Origin of the sequence: Pseudonocardia sp. DR1-2, from assembly GCF_023717215.1 — a bacterium.
Classification (GTDB): domain Bacteria; phylum Actinomycetota; class Actinomycetes; order Mycobacteriales; family Pseudonocardiaceae; genus Pseudonocardia; species Pseudonocardia alni.
This window is the reverse complement of the sequence record NZ_JAMQOF010000001.1, coordinates 801,227-821,303: the sequence shown is the minus strand read 5'-3', so window position 1 is coordinate 821,303 and position 20,077 is coordinate 801,227. Positions and strand designations below refer to the sequence as shown.

Here is a 20,077-nt window from a genome sequence, read left to right as displayed (position 1 = left end):
CGGAGTGGGTCATGGATTCGGGGTCGCAACCGGCCGCGCGCGCCGAGAACCGTGGGGCGCGGCGGGACCCGGCGGGGGGCGGGCTGCTGAGCCCGTCGCCGACGGCCCCGGCCGCCAGCCGCGGCACCGTCATCGGCAACGGGCTCACCTGGCTGGCGGCGTGGAGCCTGCGGGTCGCGCTGATCGCCGTCGGACTGGTGATCGTCGGCTACGTCATCGGCATGCTGTGGGTCGTCGCCTGGCCCGTCGTGCTCGCGATCCTGCTGGCCACCGTCCTGCGTCCGCCCGCGGCGCTGCTCATCAGGTGGCGGGTCCCGGCCGCGGCGGCCTCGGCGATCGTGCTGCTCGTCGGCATCGCCGCGGTGACCGGGCTGTTCGTGAGCATCGCGCCGTCGATCGCCGGGCAGACCCAGCAGATCACCTCCGGGGTGATCGCGGCGCTCGGGCAGATCCAGCAGTGGGTGTCCGGGCCGCCGCTGAACCTCGGCGACAGCCAGATCGGTGACATCGTCGACCAGGTCACCCGGCAGCTGCAGCAGAGCGCCACCGCCATCGCCGGCGGCGTCCTGACCGGGGTGTCCACCCTGGCGTCCGGGCTGATCTCGCTGGTGCTGGCGCTGGTGCTGACGTTCTTCTTCGTGAAGGACGGGCCCCGGTTCCTGCCGTGGCTGACCTCGATCACCGGGCGCAGCGCGGGCGGGCACATCGCCGAGGTACTGCGCCGGATGTGGGACGTCCTCGGCGGCTTCATCCGCGTCCAGGCACTGGTGAGCCTCATCGACGCCGTGTTCATCGGCATCGGCCTGGTGCTGCTGGGCATCCCGCTGGCGCTGCCGCTCGCCGTGCTGACCTTCATCGGCGGGTTTATCCCGATCGTCGGTGCGGTCGTCGCGGGCTCGCTGGCCGTGCTCATCGCGCTGGTCACGCAGGGCTTCGGCACCGCGGTCGCGGTGGCGGTGCTGGTCGTGGCGGTGCAGCAGATCGAGGGCAACGTGCTGCAGCCCTTCCTGCAGGGGCAGAGCCTCAAGCTGCACGGTGCCGTCGTGCTGCTGGCGGTGACGGCGGGCGGGTCGCTCGCCGGGATCGCCGGTGCGTTCCTCGCGGTGCCGGTCGCGGCCGTCGTCGCGGTCCTGCTGCGCTACCTCGGTGAGCAGATCGACCTGCGGGACCGCCGGTTCGCCGGTGTGGACGACGTCGCCGCGGGCACCCCCGTCACCGCCGCCAACGGCACGGCCCCGGCCTCCGCCGCAAGCGGCACCGAGACCGGCACCGGCACGACGACCGGGACCGGGGACGGGAGCGAGACCGTCGGGGGCGGCGCCGTGCCCGCCCCACCGGACTCCGCCCGTCAGGACGGCGGCTGACCGACCCGCCCGGGCAGCCGGTCGGTCCCCAGCATCCGGTCCATCATCCGGAACCGCAGCACCACCCACATCAGGGCGAACCAGCAGACCAGGACCGGCAGCACCACCAGGAACACCGGCCGCGCCGCGCCGGTGAGCCCGAAGTACGACGACAGCGCCGGGGTCCCGACCACGCCCGCGAACACCACGGTCAGGCCCAGCACCAGCCAGGCCGGGCGACGGTCGGACACCGGCGCCGTCCACGCGGCGAGGAACCGGTGCGGCGGCAGCAGGAACAGGATCAGCACGAACGACGCCAGCCCCACGAACGTCGACAGCCCGGTCTGGGCGCCGAGCGTCGCGGCCGCACCGGCGAAGTCGGCGTCGGTGCCGTAGGTCAGCCCGGTGTAGCTCTGGAACTGCTCGATCACCTGCGCCGGGGTCTGTCCGCTGGTGAAGCCCTGCAGGATGCCCTGGTAGAGCACCGTGTAGACGACCGTCCCCGCCGCCGCGGTCACCACCGACGCCGGCACCACGAAGCGGGCGAGGTTGCTCAGCAGGTCCGGGTCCGGCTCGGACGGCGTCGCCCACAGCGTCAGGAACAGCGTGGGCACACCCACGGTCAGCAGCGTCAGCCCGACCTGGGTGGGGGAGTAGGGGAACCCGAGCCCGAGCATGGTCACGGCCATGATCACCAGGCCCTGGGTGGCGACCCGGGTGAGGAACACGTACATCGACACGGCGATGCCGTCGATGATCCGGCGGCCCTCGGTGCGCGCCGGCAGCAGCGCGGCGAACGAGTCGTCGACGAGCACGATGTCGGCGACGTCGCGGGTCACCGCCGAGCCGCTGCGCATCGCGACGCCGACGTGGGCCCGCTTGAGGGCACGCGCGTCGTTCACCCCGTCACCGAGCATCGCGACGTGCGCACCGCCCCGGCGCAGGCTCGCGACGACCCGCTCCTTCTGCTCCGGGGTGACCCGCCCGAACACCGTGGTCCGGGCGACGAGCGCGTCGAGCGCGGCCCGGCCCCCGGCGGAGTCGTCGAGCTCCTCGATCTCGGGCCCGGCGACCGCCTCGCCCACGTCGAGCCCGGCCTTCGCCGCGAGGGCGGCGACGGTGCGCGGGTCGTCGCCCGAGAGCACCTTCACCGCGACCCCGTCCGCGGCGAACCGCTCCAGGGCGTCGGCGACGCCGGGGCGCAGCTCGTCGGACAGCACCACCAGCGCCACCGGCTCCAGGCCGGGCAGGGCGGGACGGCCGTCGTCGTCGCGCAGCCCGGCGCCCGCCCGCGCGGCCCGGGCCAGCAGCAGCACCCGCAGCCCGGCTGCGGCGCGGGCCTCCACCCGGTCGGCGACGGCGTCCGGGTCACCCAGATGCGGCGCGAGCGCGTCCGGGGCGCCGAGCACGAACGCCTCCCCGCCGGTGGTGACCTGCCCGGACCAGCGCAGCGACGAGGTGAACGCGACCTCGTCGCGCAGCTCCCACGGCGTGCCGGGCAGCGCCGCGGCGAGCGCGGCGGAGGTGAGGTTCGGGTCGGCCACCGTCGCCGCGAACCGCGCGAGCACCGGCCCCGGGTCGGTCTCGTCGAGCGGGTCGAGCCCGTCCAGGCGCAGCGCGCCGGTGGTCAGGGTGCCGGTCTTGTCGGTGCAGACGACGTCGACGTGGGTGACCGCCTCCACCGCGTTGACCTGCTGCACCAGCGCACCGCGCCCGGCCAGCCGGGCCGCGCCGCGGGTGTAGGCGACGGCGATCAGGAAGAACAGGCCGTAGGGGACCAGCCCGGACAGCACCGCGGTGATCTGCACGACCCGCAGCAGCGAGAACCCCTCCAGGAACGCCTGGGCCAGGATCGCGCCGCTCATCAGCACGACCAGCACCATGGTCAGCCGGACGACGAAGTCGATGCGCCGCTGCAGCGGTGTCGCCTCGGTGGTGTCCGCGCGGGCCTGCAGCGTCAGCCGGCCGGCGTAGCTGTCGGCGCCGACGGCGGACGCGCGCTGGCGGGCGGTCCCGGCGACGCAGTGGCTGCCCGAGCGCAGCAGGTCGCCGGGGGTCCTGACGACCGGGTCGGACTCGCCGGTGAGCAGCGACTCGTCGGCCTCGGCCCGCCCGGTCAGCACCGGCCCGTCGACGACGACCTGCTCGCCCGCCCGCACCACCAGCACGTCCCCGGCGACGACGTCGGCGGCCGGCACCCGCTGCTCGGCCCCGTCCCGCACGACGGTGACCTCCGCGGCGTCGAGCAGCTGCAGCCGGTCCAGCTTCCGCTTGGCCCGCATCTCCTGCACCGCCCCGACGACGGCGTTGACCAGGCCGAGCCCGACGCTGGTCAGGGCGTCGCCGTAGCGGCCCAGCACCAGCAGGACCAGGCCGATCGCGAACAGGATCGTGTTGTAGGAGGAGAAGACGTTGGTGCGCAGGATCCGCCCGTAGCCGCGCGTCCCCGCGGTCACCGGCGCGTTCGTCCGGCCCGCCCGGCGCGCCGCGGCGACCTGCGCCGCACTCAGCCCCTGGTCGGCCGCCGCCTCCACGATCCCGGCCGCCACGCCGTCCCCTCCCCGCCGTCGGTCCCGTGCGTGGCGATCATGACAGGCCCCGATGTGTGCCGACTGTGCGTGGGCTGAGGGCTCACCAGCGTTCCAGGCCCCCGCGCTTGACGAGCTGGGCGGCGATCACGTTGCGCTGGATCTCGTTCGTGCCCTCCCCGACGATCATCAGCGGGGCGTCGCGGAAGTACCGCTCGACGTCGAACTCGGTCGAGTAGCCGTAGCCGCCGTGGATGCGCACCGCGTCGAGGGCGACCTCCATGGCGGTCTCGGAGGCGAACAGCTTCGCCATGCCCGCCTCCATGTCGCACCGCTGCCCGGACTCGTACCGCCGGGCGGCGTGCAGGATCAGGGTCCGTGCGGCGGTGATCTTCGTGGCCATGTCGGCGAGGTGGTTGCCGACCGACTGGTGCTGCCAGATCGGCTTGCCGAACGACTCGCGTTCCCGGGCGTAGGCCAGGGAGTCGGCCAGCGCGGCGTCGGCGACGCCGAGTGCGCGCGCGGCGACCTGGATCCGGCCGGTCTCCAGGCCCTTCATCATCTGGGCGAAGCCGCGGCCCTCGGTACCGCCGAGGACCGCGTCGGCGGGCACCCGCATGTCGTCGAAGGACAGCTCGCAGGACTCGACGCCCTTGTACCCGAGCTTGGGCAGGTCACGGGAGACGGTGAGCCCGGGTCCGTGCTCGACCAGCAGCACCGAGATGCCGCGGTGGCGCGGTTCGGCAGCCGGGTCGGTCTTGCACAGCAGCGCGATCAGCCCCGAGCGCCGCGAGTTGGTGATCCAGGTCTTGGACCCGTTGATCACGTAGTGGTCGCCGTCGCGGCGGGCGTGGGTGGTCATGGCCTGCAGGTCCGAGCCGCCGCCGGGCTCGGTCAGGGCCATCGTCGCGCGCAGCTCACCGGTCGCCATCCGCGGCAGGTACCGGTCCTGCTGCTCGCGGGTGCCGAAGGCGACCAGCAGCTTCGCGACGACGGTGTGCCCGCCCATCGCGCCGGCCAGGCTCATCCAGCCACGGGCCAGCTCGGCGGTGACCAGGGCGTAGCAGGGCATCGACACCGGGGCCTCGCCCCACGGCTCGGGAACGGCGAGCCCGAAGATCCCGAGCTGCTTCATCTGCTCGATGAGCTTCTCGGGATAGGTGTTCGCGTGCTCCAGTTCCCGCACCACCGGGCGGACGTCCCGGTCGACGAAGTCGCGCACCGTCTCCACGACGGCCTGTTCCTCGGTGGTCAGTTCCTCCGCGCCCGCTCCCATGTGTGTGAGCATCGGTCATCGGCGGGGCCGGCGCGAGACCGGGAGACCCGTCGTGCGCGACGGAACATCGGCGGTGCCCGCACCGTTGTAGCCGTCGAGACCCGATACAGGGAGGTTCAAGCCTGATGACCGAGACCGCGATCCTCGCCGGTGGGTGTTTCTGGGGTGTCCAGGAGCTGCTCCGCGAGCGCCCGGGCGTCGTGTCCACCCGGGTCGGCTACTCCGGCGACCCGAACACCCCGAACGCGACCTACCGGCGCCACGGCGACCACGCCGAGGCCGTCGAGATCGTCTTCGACCCGGAGCGGATCTCCTACCGCGAGATCCTGGAGTTCTTCTTCCAGATCCACGACCCGTCGACGAAGGACCGGCAGGGCAACGACATCGGCCGCAGCTACCGCTCCGCGATCTTCTACACGAGCGAGGAGCAGAAGGCGGTCGCCCTGGACACCATCGCCGACGTCGACGCGTCCGGCCTCTGGCCGGGCCGCGCGAGCACCGACGTCGAGCCGGCCGGTGACTTCTGGGAGGCCGAGCCGGAGCACCAGGACTACCTGCAGAAGTTCCCCTACGGCTACACCTGCCACTTCCCGCGCCCGAACTGGGTGCTGCCGCGGCGGGCGGCCAGCACGAGCTGACCCACCACCGCTCCCACCACATCCGGACCGGCCCGCGACCCGACGTCGCGGGCCGGTCCGGCGTGGTCTGCGCCGGACGGGGCTAACGACCGGCTCGCGGACGGCGAGGTCGCCGGGGACGGACGCGGGTCGCCCGCGTCGCTCCTCCGCACAGATCGGATCCCCGCCGATGACCCAGCCCCATCACCCGTCGGACCCGCACCGGCTCCACCCCGCCGGTCCGCAGCCGGTCGGACCCCCGCCCGCCGGTGACGCCGGGTACGGCGCACCCGCCGGGTACGGAGCTCCGGGGCCGCAGGCCCACCCGGCGCCCGGTCCCCACAGCGGCCCGGGCACGGGACTCGACCCGTGGCGCCCCGGCGAGCTCGCGGCGCCGCCGCACGCCCCGGTCGGGCTGGCGATGAAGCGCCGCAACCCGGTCGCGGTGTGGCTCGGCCTGCCGCTGATCACCCTCGGCATCTACGGGCTCGTCTGGTACTACAGGATCCACCGCGAGATGGCGGAGTTCGACCCGCGCCGCCAGGTGCCCGTGGCCGGGCCGCTGCTGGTGCTGCTGTTCCTGGGCTGGACGGTCGTGGCGCCGCTCGTGTCGTTCTACAACACGGGGCAGCGGATCGCCGACAGCCAGCGCTCCGCGGGCCTGCCCGTCACCTGCAGCCCGGTCGTCGGACTGCTGCTGTGCTTCGTGTTCGGCCTGCAGACCCTCTACTACCAGATCGAGCTGAACCGGGTGGTCGACGCCTACCGGGCGCCCGAGGGCACCCGGATCGTCCTGCCGGGCTGACCCGCGGACCGGGTCGGTGCGGCTCAGGCCCGGCCGTGGGCCTCCGCGCGGTGCCTGCGTTCCACCGACCCGTTCACGACCTGCACCTTGTCCCCGACCTGCAGGGTGTCGAAGAACCGCTGCGCGTCGCGGGCGCCGAGCTTGACGCAGCCCGCCGACTCGCGGCTGAGGTCGCCGCCGTGGAAGGCGATCCCGCCGTCGGCGAAGAACACCGACCACGGCATCCGCGCCGGGCGGCCGTCCGGGCCGGGGAACTCGCCGCTGCGGTGGTCGGCCTCCTTGCGGTACACCCGGAACGAGTGCCCGACCGGGGTGGCCTTCCCCTCGCCCCCGGTGGTGACCCGGAACGGTCCGCCGGTGACCTTCCCGTCGCGGACGAGCCACGCCTGCCGCGTCTCCAGGTCCACGCACGCCCGCACCGACGCCGCGCACGGTGTCCCGGGGACGGCGGGCTCGGCGTGGGCCTGTGTGGCGACCCGGCTCTGCTCCGGGTCGGCGGTGGCGATCGCGGTGCCACCCAGCCCCACCCCGGCCACGAGCACGAGCCCGGTCACCAGAACGCCACGACGGCGACGGAGCCGCTCGGTCCGGGACATGCCCACCTCCACGTCACAGATCACCCACCCGGGTGACATCGGGGCAGACGCCCGTCGGAGTGCCGCGGTTGCCCGGGCGCGCCCCGCGGCGGCGAATGGGCTGCGGTGCACGGCGAACGGGTGGGTGGCGGGCCCGGCGGCGGATCGTTGCGCGGCCGACCGCCCGGGTACGGAAGGGGACCGCACGGCGTCCGGTGGGCGTGATCTCCGTCCCGGGGGATGTCACGGGGCGATAACGGGGGTAGTCCTCGGTGATCGCCCCCTCACCCGCGGTGGTGGGGAGGATCCGTCGTGACCGACCCCAGGAGGAACGATGCGCGCAGCCGACCCGCCGGGCTCCGAGCCGGGACCCGCTGACCGGCTCCGTCGTCGGGCGTCCCGTCGCGAGGACCTGCTCGCGGTGGTGCTCGGGCTGCTCGCCGCCTGCGGGCTGGTCGTGGCGTGGCTCGCCGGTGCCGCGGCCCACGGGTCGGTCCTGGAGCGGGGCGCGGTCGAGGCCCGCGAGCGCGTGCCGGTCGCGGCGACGGTCACCGCGCGGGCGAGCGCGGTGGGCGACCTGCAGACCGGCCAGCAGTCGCTCACGCTGAGCTGGACCGGCCCCGACGGGCTGCCGCACTCGGGCGGCAGCACGCTGCCCGGCGTCCACGACGTCGGTGACCGGGTGCCGGCCTGGGTCGGCACCGACGGCCGGCTGGCGCCGCCGCCGTCGACCCCCGCCGACGCCGTCACGGTGGCCGTCGCCGCCGGGTTCCTCACCGCCGTGGTGTGGGCCGCCGTGGTGTGGGTCGCCGGGCGGCTGGTCTTCGCCTGGAACGGGCGTGCGTTCGCCCGTGCCTGGGCGGAGGACTGGGCGGCTGTCGAACCCGCGTGGTCGGGCCGTCGCACCCCCTGAGCCGGGCGCCCGGGCCGGCCGGTCGGGCCGGGGTCAGAACATCAGCCGCCGCACCCGCTCGGGGTGGATCACCAGCCGCACCTGGTCCTCGGCGAGGATCGCCGCGAGGTCCGCGGCGCGCGCGGGGTCGTCGAGGTCCCAGTAGCGCTGCGCCAGCCGCTGCGCCAGCGCGTGTGCCCCGTCGGTCTCGACGGTCGTGGAGCCGTCGACCGCGACCCAGCGCTCGCGTTCCCCGACCGGCGCGGCGACGACCAGCGAGGCCCGCGGGTCCCTGCGCCTGCGGCGGATGTGCAGCGACTCCGGCCCGGTGAACAGCTGCACGGTGCCGTCGTCGGTCGCCTCGAACCAGACCGGGCGGGGCTGCGGCGGCACCGGGCCGCCCGCGACGCTCAGGAAGCCGTGCAGCGGGCGGGCGAGGAAGACGCGGTCGTCGTCGGTGAGAGCGGTGCGGCTGTCGGTGGTGGGGGTGTCGGTGGTGGGCATGGGTCCACGACACCACCTCGGCGCGGACGACGACATGGGTGAGACGCCGGAACTCCTGTCCGGTCGTCTAACCTCGGTGCGGTGGACCCCTTCGGTGACCTGGTCCGCGGGCTGCGGTCGCACGGCTCGCTGTTCGGCAGCACCACCCTGACCCCGCCCTGGTCGCTGCACTTCGTCGACGGCGCACCGCTGACCCTGTGCGCCATGCTGACCGGCGCGGGGTGGATCCTCGTCCCCGGCGCCGACCCGGTGCGGCTGGCCGCGGGGGAGACCGCCGTCGTGCGCGGCCCGGCCGGTTTCCACGTGGTCGACGAGGTCGGCACCCCGGCCGAGCCGATCGTCTGCGGCGTGGACTGCGCGACGCCCGACCAGGGCGGCACCCGCCACCGGCTCGGCTGGCACGACCCGGCGCCGGCGCCGGGCAGCGACGCGAGCACCCTGATCACCGGGGCCTCCCCGGCCGGGGGCGAGGTCGGCGCCCGGCTGCTCGACTCGCTCCCGCCGGTCCTGCGGGTCGGTGCCGGCGGCAGCGGGGACACGGTGCTCGACCACGTGGCCGCCGAGGTCGCCGTCGACGCCCCCGGTCAGCAGGTTGTGCTCGACCGGCTCCTGGACTGGCTGCTGGTCTGCACCCTGCGCGAGTGGTTCGACCGGCCCGGCGGAAGCCGTCCGCGGTGGTGGACGGCCCAGCACGACCCGGTGGTCGGGCGGGCGCTGCGGCTCCTGCACGCCGACCCCGCCGCGGCCTGGACCGTCGCCGGGCTCGCCGCCGCCACCGGTGTGTCCCGGGCGACCCTGGCCAAGCGGTTCACCGACCGGGTGGGCGAGCCGCCGCTGACCTACCTCACCGGCTGGCGGATGACCCTGGCGGCGGACCTGCTGCTCGCCGAGCCCGGCGCGACGCTGGCCGGGATCGCGCGCCGGGTCGGGTACGCCGACCCGTTCGGCTTCAGCGCGGCCTTCACCCGGGTCCGCGGCGTCACCCCGAGCGCGTTCCGCCGGGGTGAGCGGCAGCGCGCACGGCACGGTGACCGGGTGGATGCTCCGGACGGGGTGAGCGGCTAGCCTGCGGCGCCGTGACGACCCCGCCGACGGTCCGGCTGGCCAACCTCGACCTCAACCTGCTCGTCTCGCTGCGCGAGCTGCTGCGCGAACGCAACGTCACCCGCGCCGCCGCCCGCATCGGCATCTCCCAGCCCGCCGCCAGCGCGGCCCTGTCCCGGCTGCGCCGTCACTTCGACGACGACCTGCTGTCCCGCCACCCCGGCGGCTACGTCCTCACCCCGCTCGCCGCCCAGCTCGTCGAGCAGGTCGAGGGCGTCTGCTCGGCCGCCGAGCGGCTGTTCGGCACCGGCCACGGCTTCGACCCGTCGAGCGCCCGGCGCGGGTTCACCCTGCTCGTCGCCGACTACACCGTCGCCGTGCTCGGGCCCGCGCTGTCCGCGGCGGCGGCCCGGCGCGCCCCCGGCGTCGAGCTGCGGCTGCGGCTGGTCCGCGAGTCCTTCTCCGCCGACATCGGCGAGACGATACGGCTCATCGACGGCCTCATCGCCCCGCCCGCCGCCCGCTTCGAACGGCCCGAGCTGCGCTCCACCGCCCTGTTCGACGACCGCTGGGTCTGCGTCGTCGACGCCGGCAACCCGGTCGCCGCCGGGCCGGACCCGACCCTGGACCTCGACGAGCTCGCCGCAATGCCCTGGGTGGTGCCGTTCGCCCCGGACCGCGGCATGTCGGCGGCCGCGCCGATGACCCGCCAGCTCGCCCGGCTCGGGGTCGAACCCGACATCAGGGTGCGGGTGGAGAGCTACCTGTCGGTGCCCTACCTGGTCGCCGGGACCGACCGCGTCGCGCTGCTGCAGGAGCGGCTCGCCCGCCAGGTCGCCGACCGCCTCGGGCTGGTCGTGCTGCCCTGCCCGGGCGATCCCGGACCGATCCGCGAGCGTCTCTGGTGGCACACCGACCTCGACCCGGACCCGGCCCACCGGTGGCTCCGCGAGCTCATCGTCGAACTGTCGGCCACCCTGTAGAGCTGCGACTATTCGTCCGGTCGATGGTCCGGCAGGCGAACGTTCTATTTCCGGGGCGGCGCGCGCCGTTCCTAGTGTGTGAGCCATGCCTCACCCGCTGACGCCCCTGCCGGTCCACACCGTGATCCGGGACGCCCCACTGCGCGCCGGCGACCCCGCCGAGCACGCGGTGACCGCCGACGTCTGCGTCGTCGGCTCCGGCATCGCCGGGCTCTCCGCCGCCGTCGAGTCCGCCCGCCTCGGCCGCGACGTCGTCCTCGTCGACGCCGCCCCCGTCCTCGGCGGGCAGATGGTCAACTCGCTGATCGGGCTGTTCTGCGGGGTCTACGGCAACGGCCCCGAGTTCCGGCAGCTGACCCACGGCCTGTTCGACACCATGTTCGCCGACCTCGAGGCCGGCGGGGACCTGTTCCGCCGCACCGGCCACACCCTCACCGTCGGCTACGACGAGGTGCGCCTCGGCCGCTGGGTCGAGGACACCGTCCGTGCCCACGGCATCCGGGTCCTCACCAACGCCACCCTCACCGGCGTCGAGCGTGACGGCGACCGTGTCCTCGGCGCCCGCTTCGCCACCCGCTACGGCGCCGTCGACGTCACCGCGGCCGGGTTCGTCGACGCCAGCGGCGACGCCGCGCTCGCCTGGGCCGCGGGCCTGGAGTGCCGGCTGCCCGACCGGGAGATCTACGGCAGCCAGCAGCTCGTCGTCGAGCACCTGGACACCAGTGCCGCACCGGAGCCCGGCGAGCTCGCGGCCCGGGTCGCGGCCAAGGCCGACCAGTACGGCCTGCTCCGTCGCGACGGCCTCGCCTTCTACTTCCCCGGCCGCGACACCGCGGTGCTCAACATGACCCACATCGAGGCGCCGCTGGACCCGATCGCCGCCGCCGAGGCCCAGCTGGAGGGCAAGGCGCAGGCCGACCGGGTCGTCGAGTTCCTGCGCGCGGAGTTCCCCGAGGTGTTCGGCAAGGCCACGGTGCGCTCCTACGGGCTGCCCGGCCGCCGCCAGACCCGCTGGATCGCCGCCGCCCACCAGCTCACCGTCGAGGAGGTGCGCGCCGGGGTCCGCTTCGACGACGCCGTCGCCCGCACCGCCTGGCCGATCGAGCTGCACGACAGCCCCGACGGCTACGTCTGGGAGACCTTCGACGCCGACCACCTGCACTACGTGCCGCTGCGCTCGATGCTGCCGCCCGCCGCGTCGAACCTGGTCGCCGCGGGCCGTTGCATCGACGGCGACGCCGCGGCGCTGTCGAGCGTGCGCGTCATGGGGCCGTGCGCGGCGATGGGCCACGCGGCCGCGCACGCCCTCGACCTCGCCGGACCGCAGGGCAGCCTGCACGACGTGCCCTCCGACGCCCTGACCGACCGGATCCGGGAGAACGTCGGGGACTGACCCGTCCCACCGCCACCACCACGAGGAGACAGGCAACGATGCCCGGAGGCGCCCCGTGATACTCACCGACGACGACCGCAGGATGCTCGACGGGGCCGAGGGGCCCGCCGTCGCCGCCGCGATGGACCTGCTCACCCGCTACGCCGAGGCACTGGACGCCGAGCGGCTCTGCTCGGTCCGCAACGTGGCCGGGACCGCCACCCAGCCCTCCCCGCTCAAGGCCCGCCTCGTCGCCGAGGGCGGCTGGGACCGCGCCTTCTCGGTGATCAACCTCGACAGCGACGAGACCCACGAGATCCCGCCGATGGCGGTGCCCACCTGCCAGCTCCAGCAGGGCTTCGGCGCCGACGCGGCGGCCGTCGCGCCGTACCCGGCGCAGTTCGTGGAGCTGCAGGCCGACGCGGAGACCTTCTACGGCCGGCGCGGCGTCTCCATCCTCGCCACCTGCACGCCGTACCAGGTCGGGAACCTCCCGGTCCGCGGCGAGCACTGCGCCTGGATGGAGTCCTCCGCGGTGGTCTACGCCAACTCGGTGCTCGGCGCCCGCACGAACTGCGAGGGCACCGCGTCGACCGGCGCGGCCGGCCTCACCGGGCGCGTCCCGTGCTGGGGCAACCACCACGACGAGCACCGGCGCGGCACCCACCTGGTCCGGGTCGACACCCCGGTCGGCGGGTTCCTCGACTGGGGCCTGCTCGGCTACTTCACCGGTGACGTCGTGCAGGAGGCCCGCCCGGTCGTCACCGGTGACCTCGCCCTGCCCGACCTCACCGACCTCAAGCACTTCGGCGCCGCGGCCGCCTCCTCCGGCGGGGTCGAGATGTACCACGTCCCCGGCGTCACCCCCGAGGCCCCGACGGTCGAGGCCGCGTTCGGCGGCGGTGTCCCGGCCGACGCGGTCGTCTACGGCGCCGCCGAGCGGGCCGCCACCTACGCCCGGCTCAACGACCAGGGCACGAGCACGCAGGTCGACTTCGTCCTGCTCGGCTGCCCGCACGCCTCGCTCGACCAGATCCGCGACGTCGCCCGGCTCCTCGACGGCCGCAGGCTGCACGACGGCACCTCGCTGTGGATCATGGCGCCGCGGGCGCTGGCCGCGGTGGCCGAGCGCAGCGGCTACACCGCCGTCATCGAGGCCGCCGGCGCGAAGGTCCTCACCGACTCCTGCCCGGCGATGTCCCGCCTGGCCCCGCCCGGGACCCGGGTGTTCGCCACCGACTCTGCCAAGCAGGCCCACTACCTGCCGGCGATCCTCGGGATCGAGGCGTGGTTCGGCACCACCGAGGACTGCGTGCAGGCCGCGGTCACCGGCCGCTGGTCGGGTGAGCTGCGATGACCGCGACGGTCGGGACCGTCCTGCGCGGACGGACCGTGGTGCCCGGCGTGGTCACCGGCGAGGCGCTGGTGTCGCCCGAGACCATCTCCGGCTGGGGCGGCATCGACCCGGCGACCGGCACGATCGTCGAGGCCCGGCACGCCCTGCAGGGCGTCTGCTTCACCGGGAAGATCCTCGTGTTCCCCGGCGCCAAGGGGTCCTCGGGCTGGTCGGCGTTCTTCCAGAGCACCCGGCTGCTCGGCACCGCCCCGCTCGGGATGGTCTTCACGGTCACCACGACGAAGGCCGCGCTCGGCGCCGTCGTCACCCGCGTCCCCGCCCTGGCCGACCTCGACGCCGACCCGGTGCAGGTGCTGCGCACCGGCGACCGCATCCGGCTCGACGCCACCGCGGGCACGGTCGAGCTGCTGGCCAGGGCGGGGGAGGGGACGTGAGGCTCGCCGTGCTGCCCGCCGACGAGCTCGCCCCCGGCGAGCACCGCGTCGTGCGGGTCGGCACCCGCTCGATCGGCGTCTTCCGGGTCGGCGACGACTACTACGCCCTCGCCGACCACTGCCCGCACCAGGGCGGCCCGCTGTGCCGCGGCTCCGTCGCCGGGGCCCCGGTGGCGACCGGTCCCTCGGACGTGCGGCTCGACGAGGGCCACGTGCTCGTCGCCTGCCCCTGGCACGGCTGGGAGTACGACGTGCGCACCGGCCTCTCCTACCAGCCCGGCGACGCGCCCGCCCGCAGCCTCCCGGCGTCGGTCGAGCCGGGTCCGCCGGGCATGACACCCGGTCCGTACACCGCCGAGACCTTCGAGGTGACCGTCGAGGACCGCTGGGTGGTCGTCGACACCGGCCGCCGTCCCACCACCGAGGAGGCGTCATGACCAGCACCGCACCCGTCACCGGCCGGGCCCCCGCCCGGCGTCGCGCCCGGACCCCGATCGTCGACGCCGACATCCACCCGGTCGTCACCGCCGACCGGCTCGCGGCCGCGCTGCCCGAGCCCTGGCGGCGCCGGTTCCTGCGCTTCGGGCTGCGCGGCGCGCCGCCGCCCGCGGTCTACCCCCGGGTCCGGCACGGCGGCATGCGCCGCGACTCCCATCCCGAGGCGGGCCCGCCCGGCAGCGCCGTCCGGCCCCCGGGCAGTGACCTGGACCTGATGCGCAGCCAGCTGCTCGACCCCTACGACGTCGTCGCCGGGGTGCTCATCCCGATGCAGGGCCACACCGCGGGCGCCGAGGAGCCCGCGTTCGCGGCTGCGCTGTGCCGCGCGTACAACGACGTGCTGGTCACCGACTGGCTCGACCCCGAGCCGCGGCTGCGGGCCAGCATCTGCATCCCGCACGAGTCGCCGGCGGAGGCCGTCGCCGAGATCGAGCGCCGCGCCGCGGACCCGCGGTTCGTGCAGGTCCTGTTCCCCAGCGGCACGTTCCTGCCGTGGTCGGACGCCAAGTACCGGCCGATCTACGCCGTGGCCGCCGCGCACGGGCTGCCGGTGGCGATCCACCTCGGCGGCACCGAGGGCCACCGCGGGGACGGCTGGCCGTCGTTCTACCTGGAGCAGCACGCGTGGTACGGCAACGCCGTCGCCGTCGCGCTGACCGGGCTGGTCGCCGGCGGCGTCCTCGAGGCGGTGCCGGACCTGCAGTTCGTGCTCGTCGAGGGCGGGGTGTCCTGGCTGCCGTCGCTGCTCTGGGGGCTCGACGACGCCTGGGAGCTGTGCCGCGACGACGTCCCGTGGCTGACCCGCCCGCCGTCGGAGGTCGTGCGCGAGCGGGTGTGGTTCACCACCCAGCCGATCGACGAGCCGCCGGTGCCCGCGCACCTGGCGACGACCTGGGAGCAGACCGGGATGACCGACCGGATCCTGTTCTCCTCCGACTACCCGCACTGGGACTTCGACGATCCGATCACCGCGCTGCGGGTGCTGCCCGCAGCGCTGCGCCGGCCGATGGCGGCCGCCAACGCCGCCCGCCTCTACGGCCTGACCCTGCCCGGGAGCGAGGCATGAGCGCCGACCCGCCCGAGGAGTTCTTCGACGCCGACACCCACGTCGCGCCGGCGTCGTTCGCCGACCTCGCGGAACTGCTCAGCCCGTACTGGCGCGACTACGCGGCGGGCGCCGCCCTGCGCGCCGACCCCGTCCAGGGTGGCGCCTACCCGCCCGCTTTGGTCGACGGGCCCGCCCCGCACGACGTCGCGGCCCTGCGTGCCGCGGTCCTCGACGCGCCCGCACCCGGGGGCGGCCGGGTCGGTACGGCGGTCCTGACCTGCACCACCGCGTTCGACGTCAGCCGCAACCACGCCTTCGAGGCCGCCCTGTGCCGGGCGGTGAACACCTGGACCGCGCAGCGGTTCCTCGACCACGAGCCCCGCGCCCGCGGCTCGGTCGCGGTGCCGCTCGGCGACCCGGCCGCGGCCGTCGCCGAGATCGAGCGCTGGGCGGACGACCCGCGCTTCGTGCAGGTGCTGCTCCCGGTGCGCGGACACGACCTGCGCTGGGGGCACCCGGTGTTCCGGCCGGTCCTCGCCGCGGCCGCCGCGGCCGGGCTGGTCGTCACCCTGCACGCCTGGGGCCGGGTCGGCAGCGCCCCGACCACGACCGGGTTCACCCACACCTACCTGCAGGACTACCTGTCCCACGGGCAGGTCGCCCAGTCCCAGCTGGTGTCGCTGGTCGCCGAGGGCGCCCTCGGCGCTCTGCCGGGGCTGCGGGTGACCGTCGCCGAGTGCGGCTCGTCCTGGCTGCCGCCGCTGCTGTGGCGCCTGGACAAGGAGTGGCGCGGCATCCGCCGCGAGGTGCCGTGGGTGGACCGGATGCCGTCGGAGTACGTCCGCGGGCAGGTCCGGTTCACCACCGCGCCGGTCCACCTGCCGCGCGACCCCGGCGAGCTGCACGACGCCCTGGACGTCCTGGGCGCCGCCGGGCTCCTGCTCTACGCGGGTGACCACCCGCACCGCCACGGCGACGGGGTGGCCCGTCTCCTCGCCGCCCTCGACCCCGCCGCCCGGGCCGCGGTCACCCACCACAACGCCGCTGCGTGGTACCGCGGCACGGACACCGTCGCCGCACCCGCGCCGTCCCTCGCGTCGACCCAGCACGCACCGGAGGTCCCCCGATGACCCGCACGACGACCCGGCTCGCCGCGGTCCTGCTCGCCGCCTGCCTCGTCCTCGCCGGATGCGGCGCGGGCGGCGGTGAGGACGGCCGCGACCGCATCACCTTCCTCAACATCCTGCCGATGGAGTCGCTCGGCTACGCCGCCGAGATGATCGCCGACACCAAGGGCTTCTTCGCCGCCCACGGTCTCGACGTGACCTTCGAGGCCACCCAGGGCTCGGCGCCGGCCATCCAGACCCTGCTCGCCGGGTCCGCGGAGATCTCCCGGATCGGCGACATCGAGACGATGGTCGCCGCGGGCGAGCGCGGCGCACCGCTGGTCGCGATCGGCGGCGTGGTGCACAACGGGCCGCTGCGTCTGGTCTCCTCGCAGCGGGCGCCGGTCACCGACGCCGCGCAGCTGCGCGGCAAGCTGGTCGGGACGCCGTCGGAGGGCGGCACCAGCTCGATCACCCTCGACCTCGTCGCCGGGTCGGCCGGGATCGCCCCCGCCGAGCTGCGCCGCCAGGTCGTCGGGCTCAGCCCCGGCGTGTTCGACCTGGTGAACACCGGCCGCGTCGACGCGTTCATCGTCTCGCTCGACACCGCGATGCTGCTGCAGGCGACCCGGCCCGAAGCCGTCGTCTACGACCCCAACGACGCCATCTCCGCCGGGTCGCAGATCTACGCCACCTCGAAGGCCACCGCCACCGACCCCCAGGAGCAGGACAAGCTGCGCCGCTACCTCGCGGCGATCGCCGACGCCACCGCGTTCATCACCGCCGACGAGGGAGGCGGCTTCGCTGAGACGATGCAGCTCATCGGCTCGAAGTACCAGGTCTCGGCGCTGGACCGGCCCGAGGTCGCCCGCGCCGCGCTCGCCTCCTATGTCGACGGCTACGCGGCGGGCCAGGGCCCGACCGGCATCTCCCCGCAGCGCTGGCAGGCCACCTACGACGAGGTGTCCTCGGTCGGTCAGGTCCCCGCCGGCCTGGACCCGGCGCAGTGGCTCGACGCCGGCCTCAACGGCACGGAGGGCGCCCGATGAGCACCCCGACGACACGACGGTCCCCGGCAGCGGAGCAGGAGACGAGCATGACCCAGGAGACAGCGACCCAGGCGACGGCGACCCGTTCCGGGGTGCACGCGGCCCCGACCGGGGGCGCGGTCGGCCTGCGGGTGTCCGGTGTGGACAAGGTGTACCCGACCCGGCGTGGGGAGGTGCGCGCACTGTCCGGGATCGACCTGGACGTCGCCCGCGGCGAGTTCGTCTCGCTGGTCGGGCGCTCGGGCTGCGGCAAGACGACGCTGCTGCGGATCCTGTCCGGCCTGCTCGCCCCGTCCGCGGGGCTGGTCGAGGCGGGCGGACGGCCCGCGTGGGCCGCCGGCCGTCGTGACGACGCGGTCTTCGCCGAGTTCGGCCTGGTGTTCCAGGAGGCGAACCTGTTCCCGTGGTTCACGATCACCGACAACGTCGCGCTGCCGCTCAAGCTGCGGGGGGTGCCGCGTGCCGAGCGTCGCGCCCGGGCCGCCGAGCTGTGCGCCACGGTCGGGCTCGGCGGGTTCGAGGACTCCTACCCGCGGGAGCTGTCCGGCGGCATGCGCCAGCGGGCCGCGATCGCCCGCGCCCTGGCCTGCGACCCGTCGGTGCTGCTGATGGACGAGCCGTTCGGTGCGCTGGACGCCCTGACCCGCGACCGGATGAACCTGGAGCTGCAGCAGATCCACGCGGTCTCCGGCGCCACCGTCGTGTTCGTGACCCACTCGATCCCCGAGGCGGTGTTCCTGGCCGACCGGGTCGTGCTGCTGACCCCGCGCCCGGGACGCATCCGGTCGATCACCACGATCGACCTGCCCCGGCCGCGGTCCGCGGCGACCGAGACGACACCGGAGTTCGGCGCGCTGGTCGCCGGGCTGCGCACCGAGCTGGACCGGGAGGACTGAACCGATGACCACGACCGAACGGCCCGCTCCGGCGACCGACCCCGCCACCCCCGTCACCGACCCCGGCGGCCCCGAGAAGGAGTCGCCCTGGCTGCGGCGCCTGCCGTGGATCTCCGGGCCGGTGCTCCTGCTGCTGCTCGTGGGGGCCTGGCAGTTCACCGTCTCGGTGGTCGGGGTCTCGGAGTTCATCCTGCCCGCACCGGCCGCCGTCGTCGGCGCGCTGGGGGAGCTGCTGGCCGACCCGGCGATCTGGGGCCACATCGGCGTGACGCTGCTCGAGGTCCTCGTCGGGTTCGGCGCCGCGCTCGTCGCCGGTGTGTGCGTCGGCGCACTGCTCGGGCGGATCGAGTGGCTGCGCCGCGCGGTGCAGCCCGCCCTGGTCGCGCTGCAGGTGGTGCCCAAGGTGGCGTTCGTGCCGATCTTCGTGATCTGGTTCGGCTTCGGCCCCACCTCGAAGATCATCATGGCCGGGCTGCTCGCGTTCTTCCCGATCATGCTCAACGTGATGCTCGGGGTGCGCTCGGTCGAGCGCGGGCACCGCGACGTCATGACCGGGCTGGGCGCCTCGCGCTGGGCGACGTTCCGGAACCTGGAGCTGCCCGCGACCCTGCCGTACGTGTTCGCCGGCGCCGAGGTCGCGATCGTGTTCTCGGTGATCGGCGCGATCGTCGGTGAGTACCTGGGCGGCAGCGCCGGGCTCGGCTACCTGGTGGTGTCGAGCCTCAACGCCCTCGACGCGCCCCGTCTGTTCGCGGTGATCGTGCTGCTCGCGGTGCTGGGGTCACTGCTCTACCTGATGGTGACCACCGCGAAACGCCTGGTCATCCCGTGGCACGAGTCGGTGAACACCGGGGTCTGAGCCGCAGCGCCCGCACGCCGACGCCGCCGGGGTCACGCCCCGGCGGCGTCGCGGGCCCAGCCGGTCAGCAGCGGTACGACGACGTCGAGTGCGGCCGGCTCGCGGGCCCACCCGACGTGCGGGCGTGCCGCGGGCACGTCGAGCCGGTGGCGGGTCACCGTGGCCGCGCCGAACATGCCCAGCAGCGCGTCGACCGAGGCGGGCGGGGCGAGCCCGTCGCGCTCGAACCCGATCCCGAGGACCGGCAGGTGCACCGCGGCGATCGACGGGGTGTGGTCGACCCGCGGCGTGCCGAACGCGAGCCGCCCGGTGCGGGCCCACCGGCCCCAGTCGCGCATCTGCCCGCGGGCCTCCCGCCCGGCGAAGCCGACCCGGTCGCCCGGGAAGTGCCCGATCAGCATCGCCGCGGCCACGACGGCCTGGGTCCGCAGCAGGTGGGCCGGCCCCCAGACCCGCCAGTCGACGCTGCCCGACCCGACGAGGGCGACACCGTCGACGCGGTCGGGGTGCCGTGCGGCGTACGCGGTGGCGAGGTGCCCGCCGAGGCTGTGCCCGACGACGAACACCGGCGCGCCGGGCCGCTCGGTGTGCACCGCCTCGACGGCGGCGGCGAGGTCGCCGACGAGGTCGTCGTAGCCGAAGTCGTGGCGGCGCCCGGGCGGGGGAGCGGGGCGTGCCTGGTGCCCGCGCAGCTCGGTGACCGCGGCGGCGACGCCGGCGTCGGCCAGCGCCCCCAGCAGCGGGGTGTAGAACGACGCCCGCATCCCCATCGCGGGCACGACCAGCAGCACGGGCGCACCGGGGTCGGGCACCGGGTGCAGGGTCAGCTCCAGCGGTGCCGGGGCCGGGCGGTCCAGGACGGTGGTGACGGGCACGCCGGTGATCCTCTCC

20 protein-coding genes are annotated in these 20,077 nt (G+C 75.0%); 15 read left to right on the top strand and 5 right to left on the bottom strand.

Annotated features, from left to right (window positions below):
• Positions 1-11: 11 nt before the first annotated feature.
• Positions 12-1,364 (top strand): AI-2E family transporter, encoded by a 1,353-nt coding sequence (locus ND486_RS03825; RefSeq protein ID WP_251782840.1) that lies wholly within the window; start codon positions 12-14, stop codon positions 1,362-1,364.
• Here ND486_RS03825 and ND486_RS03820 read toward each other — a convergent pair.
• Together ND486_RS03820 and ND486_RS03815 are read right to left on the bottom strand one after the other, a co-directional pair.
• Complete coding sequence (locus tag ND486_RS03820) at positions 1,349-3,892, bottom strand: HAD-IC family P-type ATPase (protein ID WP_251782839.1); 2,544 nt, start codon at positions 3,890-3,892, stop codon at positions 1,349-1,351. The two genes, ND486_RS03825 and ND486_RS03820, sit on opposite strands and share 16 nt — an antisense overlap.
• 82 nt (positions 3,893-3,974) lie before the next feature.
• On the bottom strand, positions 3,975-5,147 hold the full coding sequence (locus tag ND486_RS03815) for an acyl-CoA dehydrogenase family protein (protein ID WP_251782838.1): 1,173 nt from the start codon (positions 5,145-5,147) through the stop codon (positions 3,975-3,977).
• Positions 5,148-5,272: 125 nt separating this feature from the next.
• Here ND486_RS03815 and msrA point away from each other — a divergent pair, with 125 nt between their 5' ends.
• Together msrA and ND486_RS03805 are read left to right on the top strand one after the other, a co-directional pair.
• A complete protein-coding gene (gene msrA, locus ND486_RS03810) occupies positions 5,273-5,785 on the top strand; it encodes a peptide-methionine (S)-S-oxide reductase MsrA (RefSeq protein ID WP_073575069.1) in 513 nt (170 codons plus the stop codon).
• Positions 5,786-5,954: 169 nt separating this feature from the next.
• Positions 5,955-6,569 (top strand): DUF4234 domain-containing protein, encoded by a 615-nt coding sequence (locus ND486_RS03805; protein ID WP_251782837.1) that lies wholly within the window; start codon positions 5,955-5,957, stop codon positions 6,567-6,569.
• Positions 6,570-6,592: 23 nt separating this feature from the next.
• On the opposite strand, the gene ND486_RS03800 is transcribed toward ND486_RS03805, so the two are convergent.
• Positions 6,593-7,165 carry a L,D-transpeptidase gene (locus ND486_RS03800; protein ID WP_251782836.1) on the bottom strand — a complete coding sequence of 191 codons (573 nt, stop codon included), beginning with the start codon at positions 7,163-7,165 and terminating at the stop codon, positions 6,593-6,595.
• 313 nt (positions 7,166-7,478) lie between these two features.
• Between ND486_RS03800 and ND486_RS03795 the strand changes: the two genes are divergently transcribed.
• Positions 7,479-8,057 (top strand): hypothetical protein, encoded by a 579-nt coding sequence (locus tag ND486_RS03795; protein WP_251782835.1) that lies wholly within the window; start codon positions 7,479-7,481, stop codon positions 8,055-8,057.
• A gap of 33 nt (positions 8,058-8,090) precedes the next feature.
• Here the strand turns inward: ND486_RS03795 and ND486_RS03790 are convergent, their stop codons facing one another.
• Entirely contained in the window at positions 8,091-8,540 is a 450-nt protein-coding gene (locus ND486_RS03790; RefSeq protein WP_251782834.1) for a pyridoxamine 5'-phosphate oxidase family protein, read from the bottom strand.
• 81 nt (positions 8,541-8,621) lie between these two features.
• On the opposite strand from ND486_RS03790, the gene ND486_RS03785 reads away from it, so the two are divergent.
• The 11 genes from ND486_RS03785 to ND486_RS03735 all read left to right on the top strand — a co-directional run bounded on the left by ND486_RS03785 (position 8,622) and on the right by ND486_RS03735 (position 19,186).
• On the top strand, positions 8,622-9,605 hold the full coding sequence (locus ND486_RS03785) for an AraC family transcriptional regulator (RefSeq protein ID WP_251782833.1): 984 nt from the start codon (positions 8,622-8,624) through the stop codon (positions 9,603-9,605).
• Between the two features lie 11 nt (positions 9,606-9,616).
• Complete coding sequence (locus ND486_RS03780) at positions 9,617-10,567, top strand: LysR family transcriptional regulator (RefSeq protein WP_251782832.1); 951 nt, start codon at positions 9,617-9,619, stop codon at positions 10,565-10,567.
• A gap of 85 nt (positions 10,568-10,652) precedes the next feature.
• On the top strand, positions 10,653-11,960 hold the full coding sequence (locus ND486_RS03775) for an FAD-dependent oxidoreductase (RefSeq protein WP_251782831.1): 1,308 nt from the start codon (positions 10,653-10,655) through the stop codon (positions 11,958-11,960).
• Positions 11,961-12,015: 55 nt separating this feature from the next.
• A complete protein-coding gene (locus ND486_RS03770; protein WP_251782830.1) occupies positions 12,016-13,296 on the top strand; it encodes an aconitase X catalytic domain-containing protein in 1,281 nt (426 codons plus the stop codon).
• Positions 13,293-13,730, top strand: coding sequence for an aconitase X swivel domain-containing protein (locus ND486_RS03765; RefSeq protein WP_062394624.1), 438 nt, complete (start codon positions 13,293-13,295; stop codon positions 13,728-13,730). The genes ND486_RS03770 and ND486_RS03765 overlap by 4 nt, the downstream gene beginning before the upstream one ends.
• Positions 13,727-14,167 (top strand): Rieske (2Fe-2S) protein, encoded by a 441-nt coding sequence (locus tag ND486_RS03760; protein WP_062394627.1) that lies wholly within the window; start codon positions 13,727-13,729, stop codon positions 14,165-14,167. The genes ND486_RS03765 and ND486_RS03760 overlap by 4 nt, the downstream gene beginning before the upstream one ends.
• Complete coding sequence (locus tag ND486_RS03755) at positions 14,164-15,294, top strand: amidohydrolase family protein (RefSeq protein WP_251782829.1); 1,131 nt, start codon at positions 14,164-14,166, stop codon at positions 15,292-15,294. The genes ND486_RS03760 and ND486_RS03755 overlap by 4 nt, the downstream gene beginning before the upstream one ends.
• Positions 15,291-16,406 (top strand): amidohydrolase family protein, encoded by a 1,116-nt coding sequence (locus tag ND486_RS03750; protein ID WP_251782828.1) that lies wholly within the window; start codon positions 15,291-15,293, stop codon positions 16,404-16,406. The genes ND486_RS03755 and ND486_RS03750 overlap by 4 nt, the downstream gene beginning before the upstream one ends.
• On the top strand, positions 16,403-17,431 hold the full coding sequence (locus ND486_RS03745; RefSeq protein WP_251782827.1) for an ABC transporter substrate-binding protein: 1,029 nt from the start codon (positions 16,403-16,405) through the stop codon (positions 17,429-17,431). The genes ND486_RS03750 and ND486_RS03745 overlap by 4 nt, the downstream gene beginning before the upstream one ends.
• A gap of 47 nt (positions 17,432-17,478) precedes the next feature.
• A complete protein-coding gene (locus tag ND486_RS03740; protein ID WP_083474055.1) occupies positions 17,479-18,327 on the top strand; it encodes an ABC transporter ATP-binding protein in 849 nt (282 codons plus the stop codon).
• Between the two features lie 4 nt (positions 18,328-18,331).
• A complete protein-coding gene (locus tag ND486_RS03735) occupies positions 18,332-19,186 on the top strand; it encodes an ABC transporter permease (protein WP_083474056.1) in 855 nt (284 codons plus the stop codon).
• Positions 19,187-19,218: 32 nt separating this feature from the next.
• On the opposite strand, the gene ND486_RS03730 is transcribed toward ND486_RS03735, so the two are convergent.
• On the bottom strand, positions 19,219-20,061 hold the full coding sequence (locus ND486_RS03730; protein ID WP_251782826.1) for an alpha/beta fold hydrolase: 843 nt from the start codon (positions 20,059-20,061) through the stop codon (positions 19,219-19,221).
• Between the last annotated feature and the right edge of the window lie 16 nt (positions 20,062-20,077).

Coding starts and splice junctions, on each gene's coding strand:
- ND486_RS03825 (WP_251782840.1), top strand. CDS start 12: ATGGATTCGGGGTCGCAACCGGCCGCGCGCGCCGAGAACCGTGGGGCG.
- ND486_RS03815 (WP_251782838.1), bottom strand. CDS start 5,147: ATGGGAGCGGGCGCGGAGGAACTGACCACCGAGGAACAGGCCGTCGTG.
- msrA (WP_073575069.1), top strand. CDS start 5,273: ATGACCGAGACCGCGATCCTCGCCGGTGGGTGTTTCTGGGGTGTCCAG.
- ND486_RS03805 (WP_251782837.1), top strand. CDS start 5,955: ATGACCCAGCCCCATCACCCGTCGGACCCGCACCGGCTCCACCCCGCC.
- ND486_RS03800 (WP_251782836.1), bottom strand. CDS start 7,165: ATGTCCCGGACCGAGCGGCTCCGTCGCCGTCGTGGCGTTCTGGTGACC.
- ND486_RS03795 (WP_251782835.1), top strand. CDS start 7,479: ATGCGCGCAGCCGACCCGCCGGGCTCCGAGCCGGGACCCGCTGACCGG.
- ND486_RS03790 (WP_251782834.1), bottom strand. CDS start 8,540: ATGCCCACCACCGACACCCCCACCACCGACAGCCGCACCGCTCTCACC.
- ND486_RS03775 (WP_251782831.1), top strand. CDS start 10,653: ATGCCTCACCCGCTGACGCCCCTGCCGGTCCACACCGTGATCCGGGAC.
- ND486_RS03765 (WP_062394624.1), top strand. CDS start 13,293: ATGACCGCGACGGTCGGGACCGTCCTGCGCGGACGGACCGTGGTGCCC.
- ND486_RS03755 (WP_251782829.1), top strand. CDS start 14,164: ATGACCAGCACCGCACCCGTCACCGGCCGGGCCCCCGCCCGGCGTCGC.
- ND486_RS03750 (WP_251782828.1), top strand. CDS start 15,291: ATGAGCGCCGACCCGCCCGAGGAGTTCTTCGACGCCGACACCCACGTC.
- ND486_RS03745 (WP_251782827.1), top strand. CDS start 16,403: ATGACCCGCACGACGACCCGGCTCGCCGCGGTCCTGCTCGCCGCCTGC.
- ND486_RS03740 (WP_083474055.1), top strand. CDS start 17,479: ATGACCCAGGAGACAGCGACCCAGGCGACGGCGACCCGTTCCGGGGTG.
- ND486_RS03735 (WP_083474056.1), top strand. CDS start 18,332: ATGACCACGACCGAACGGCCCGCTCCGGCGACCGACCCCGCCACCCCC.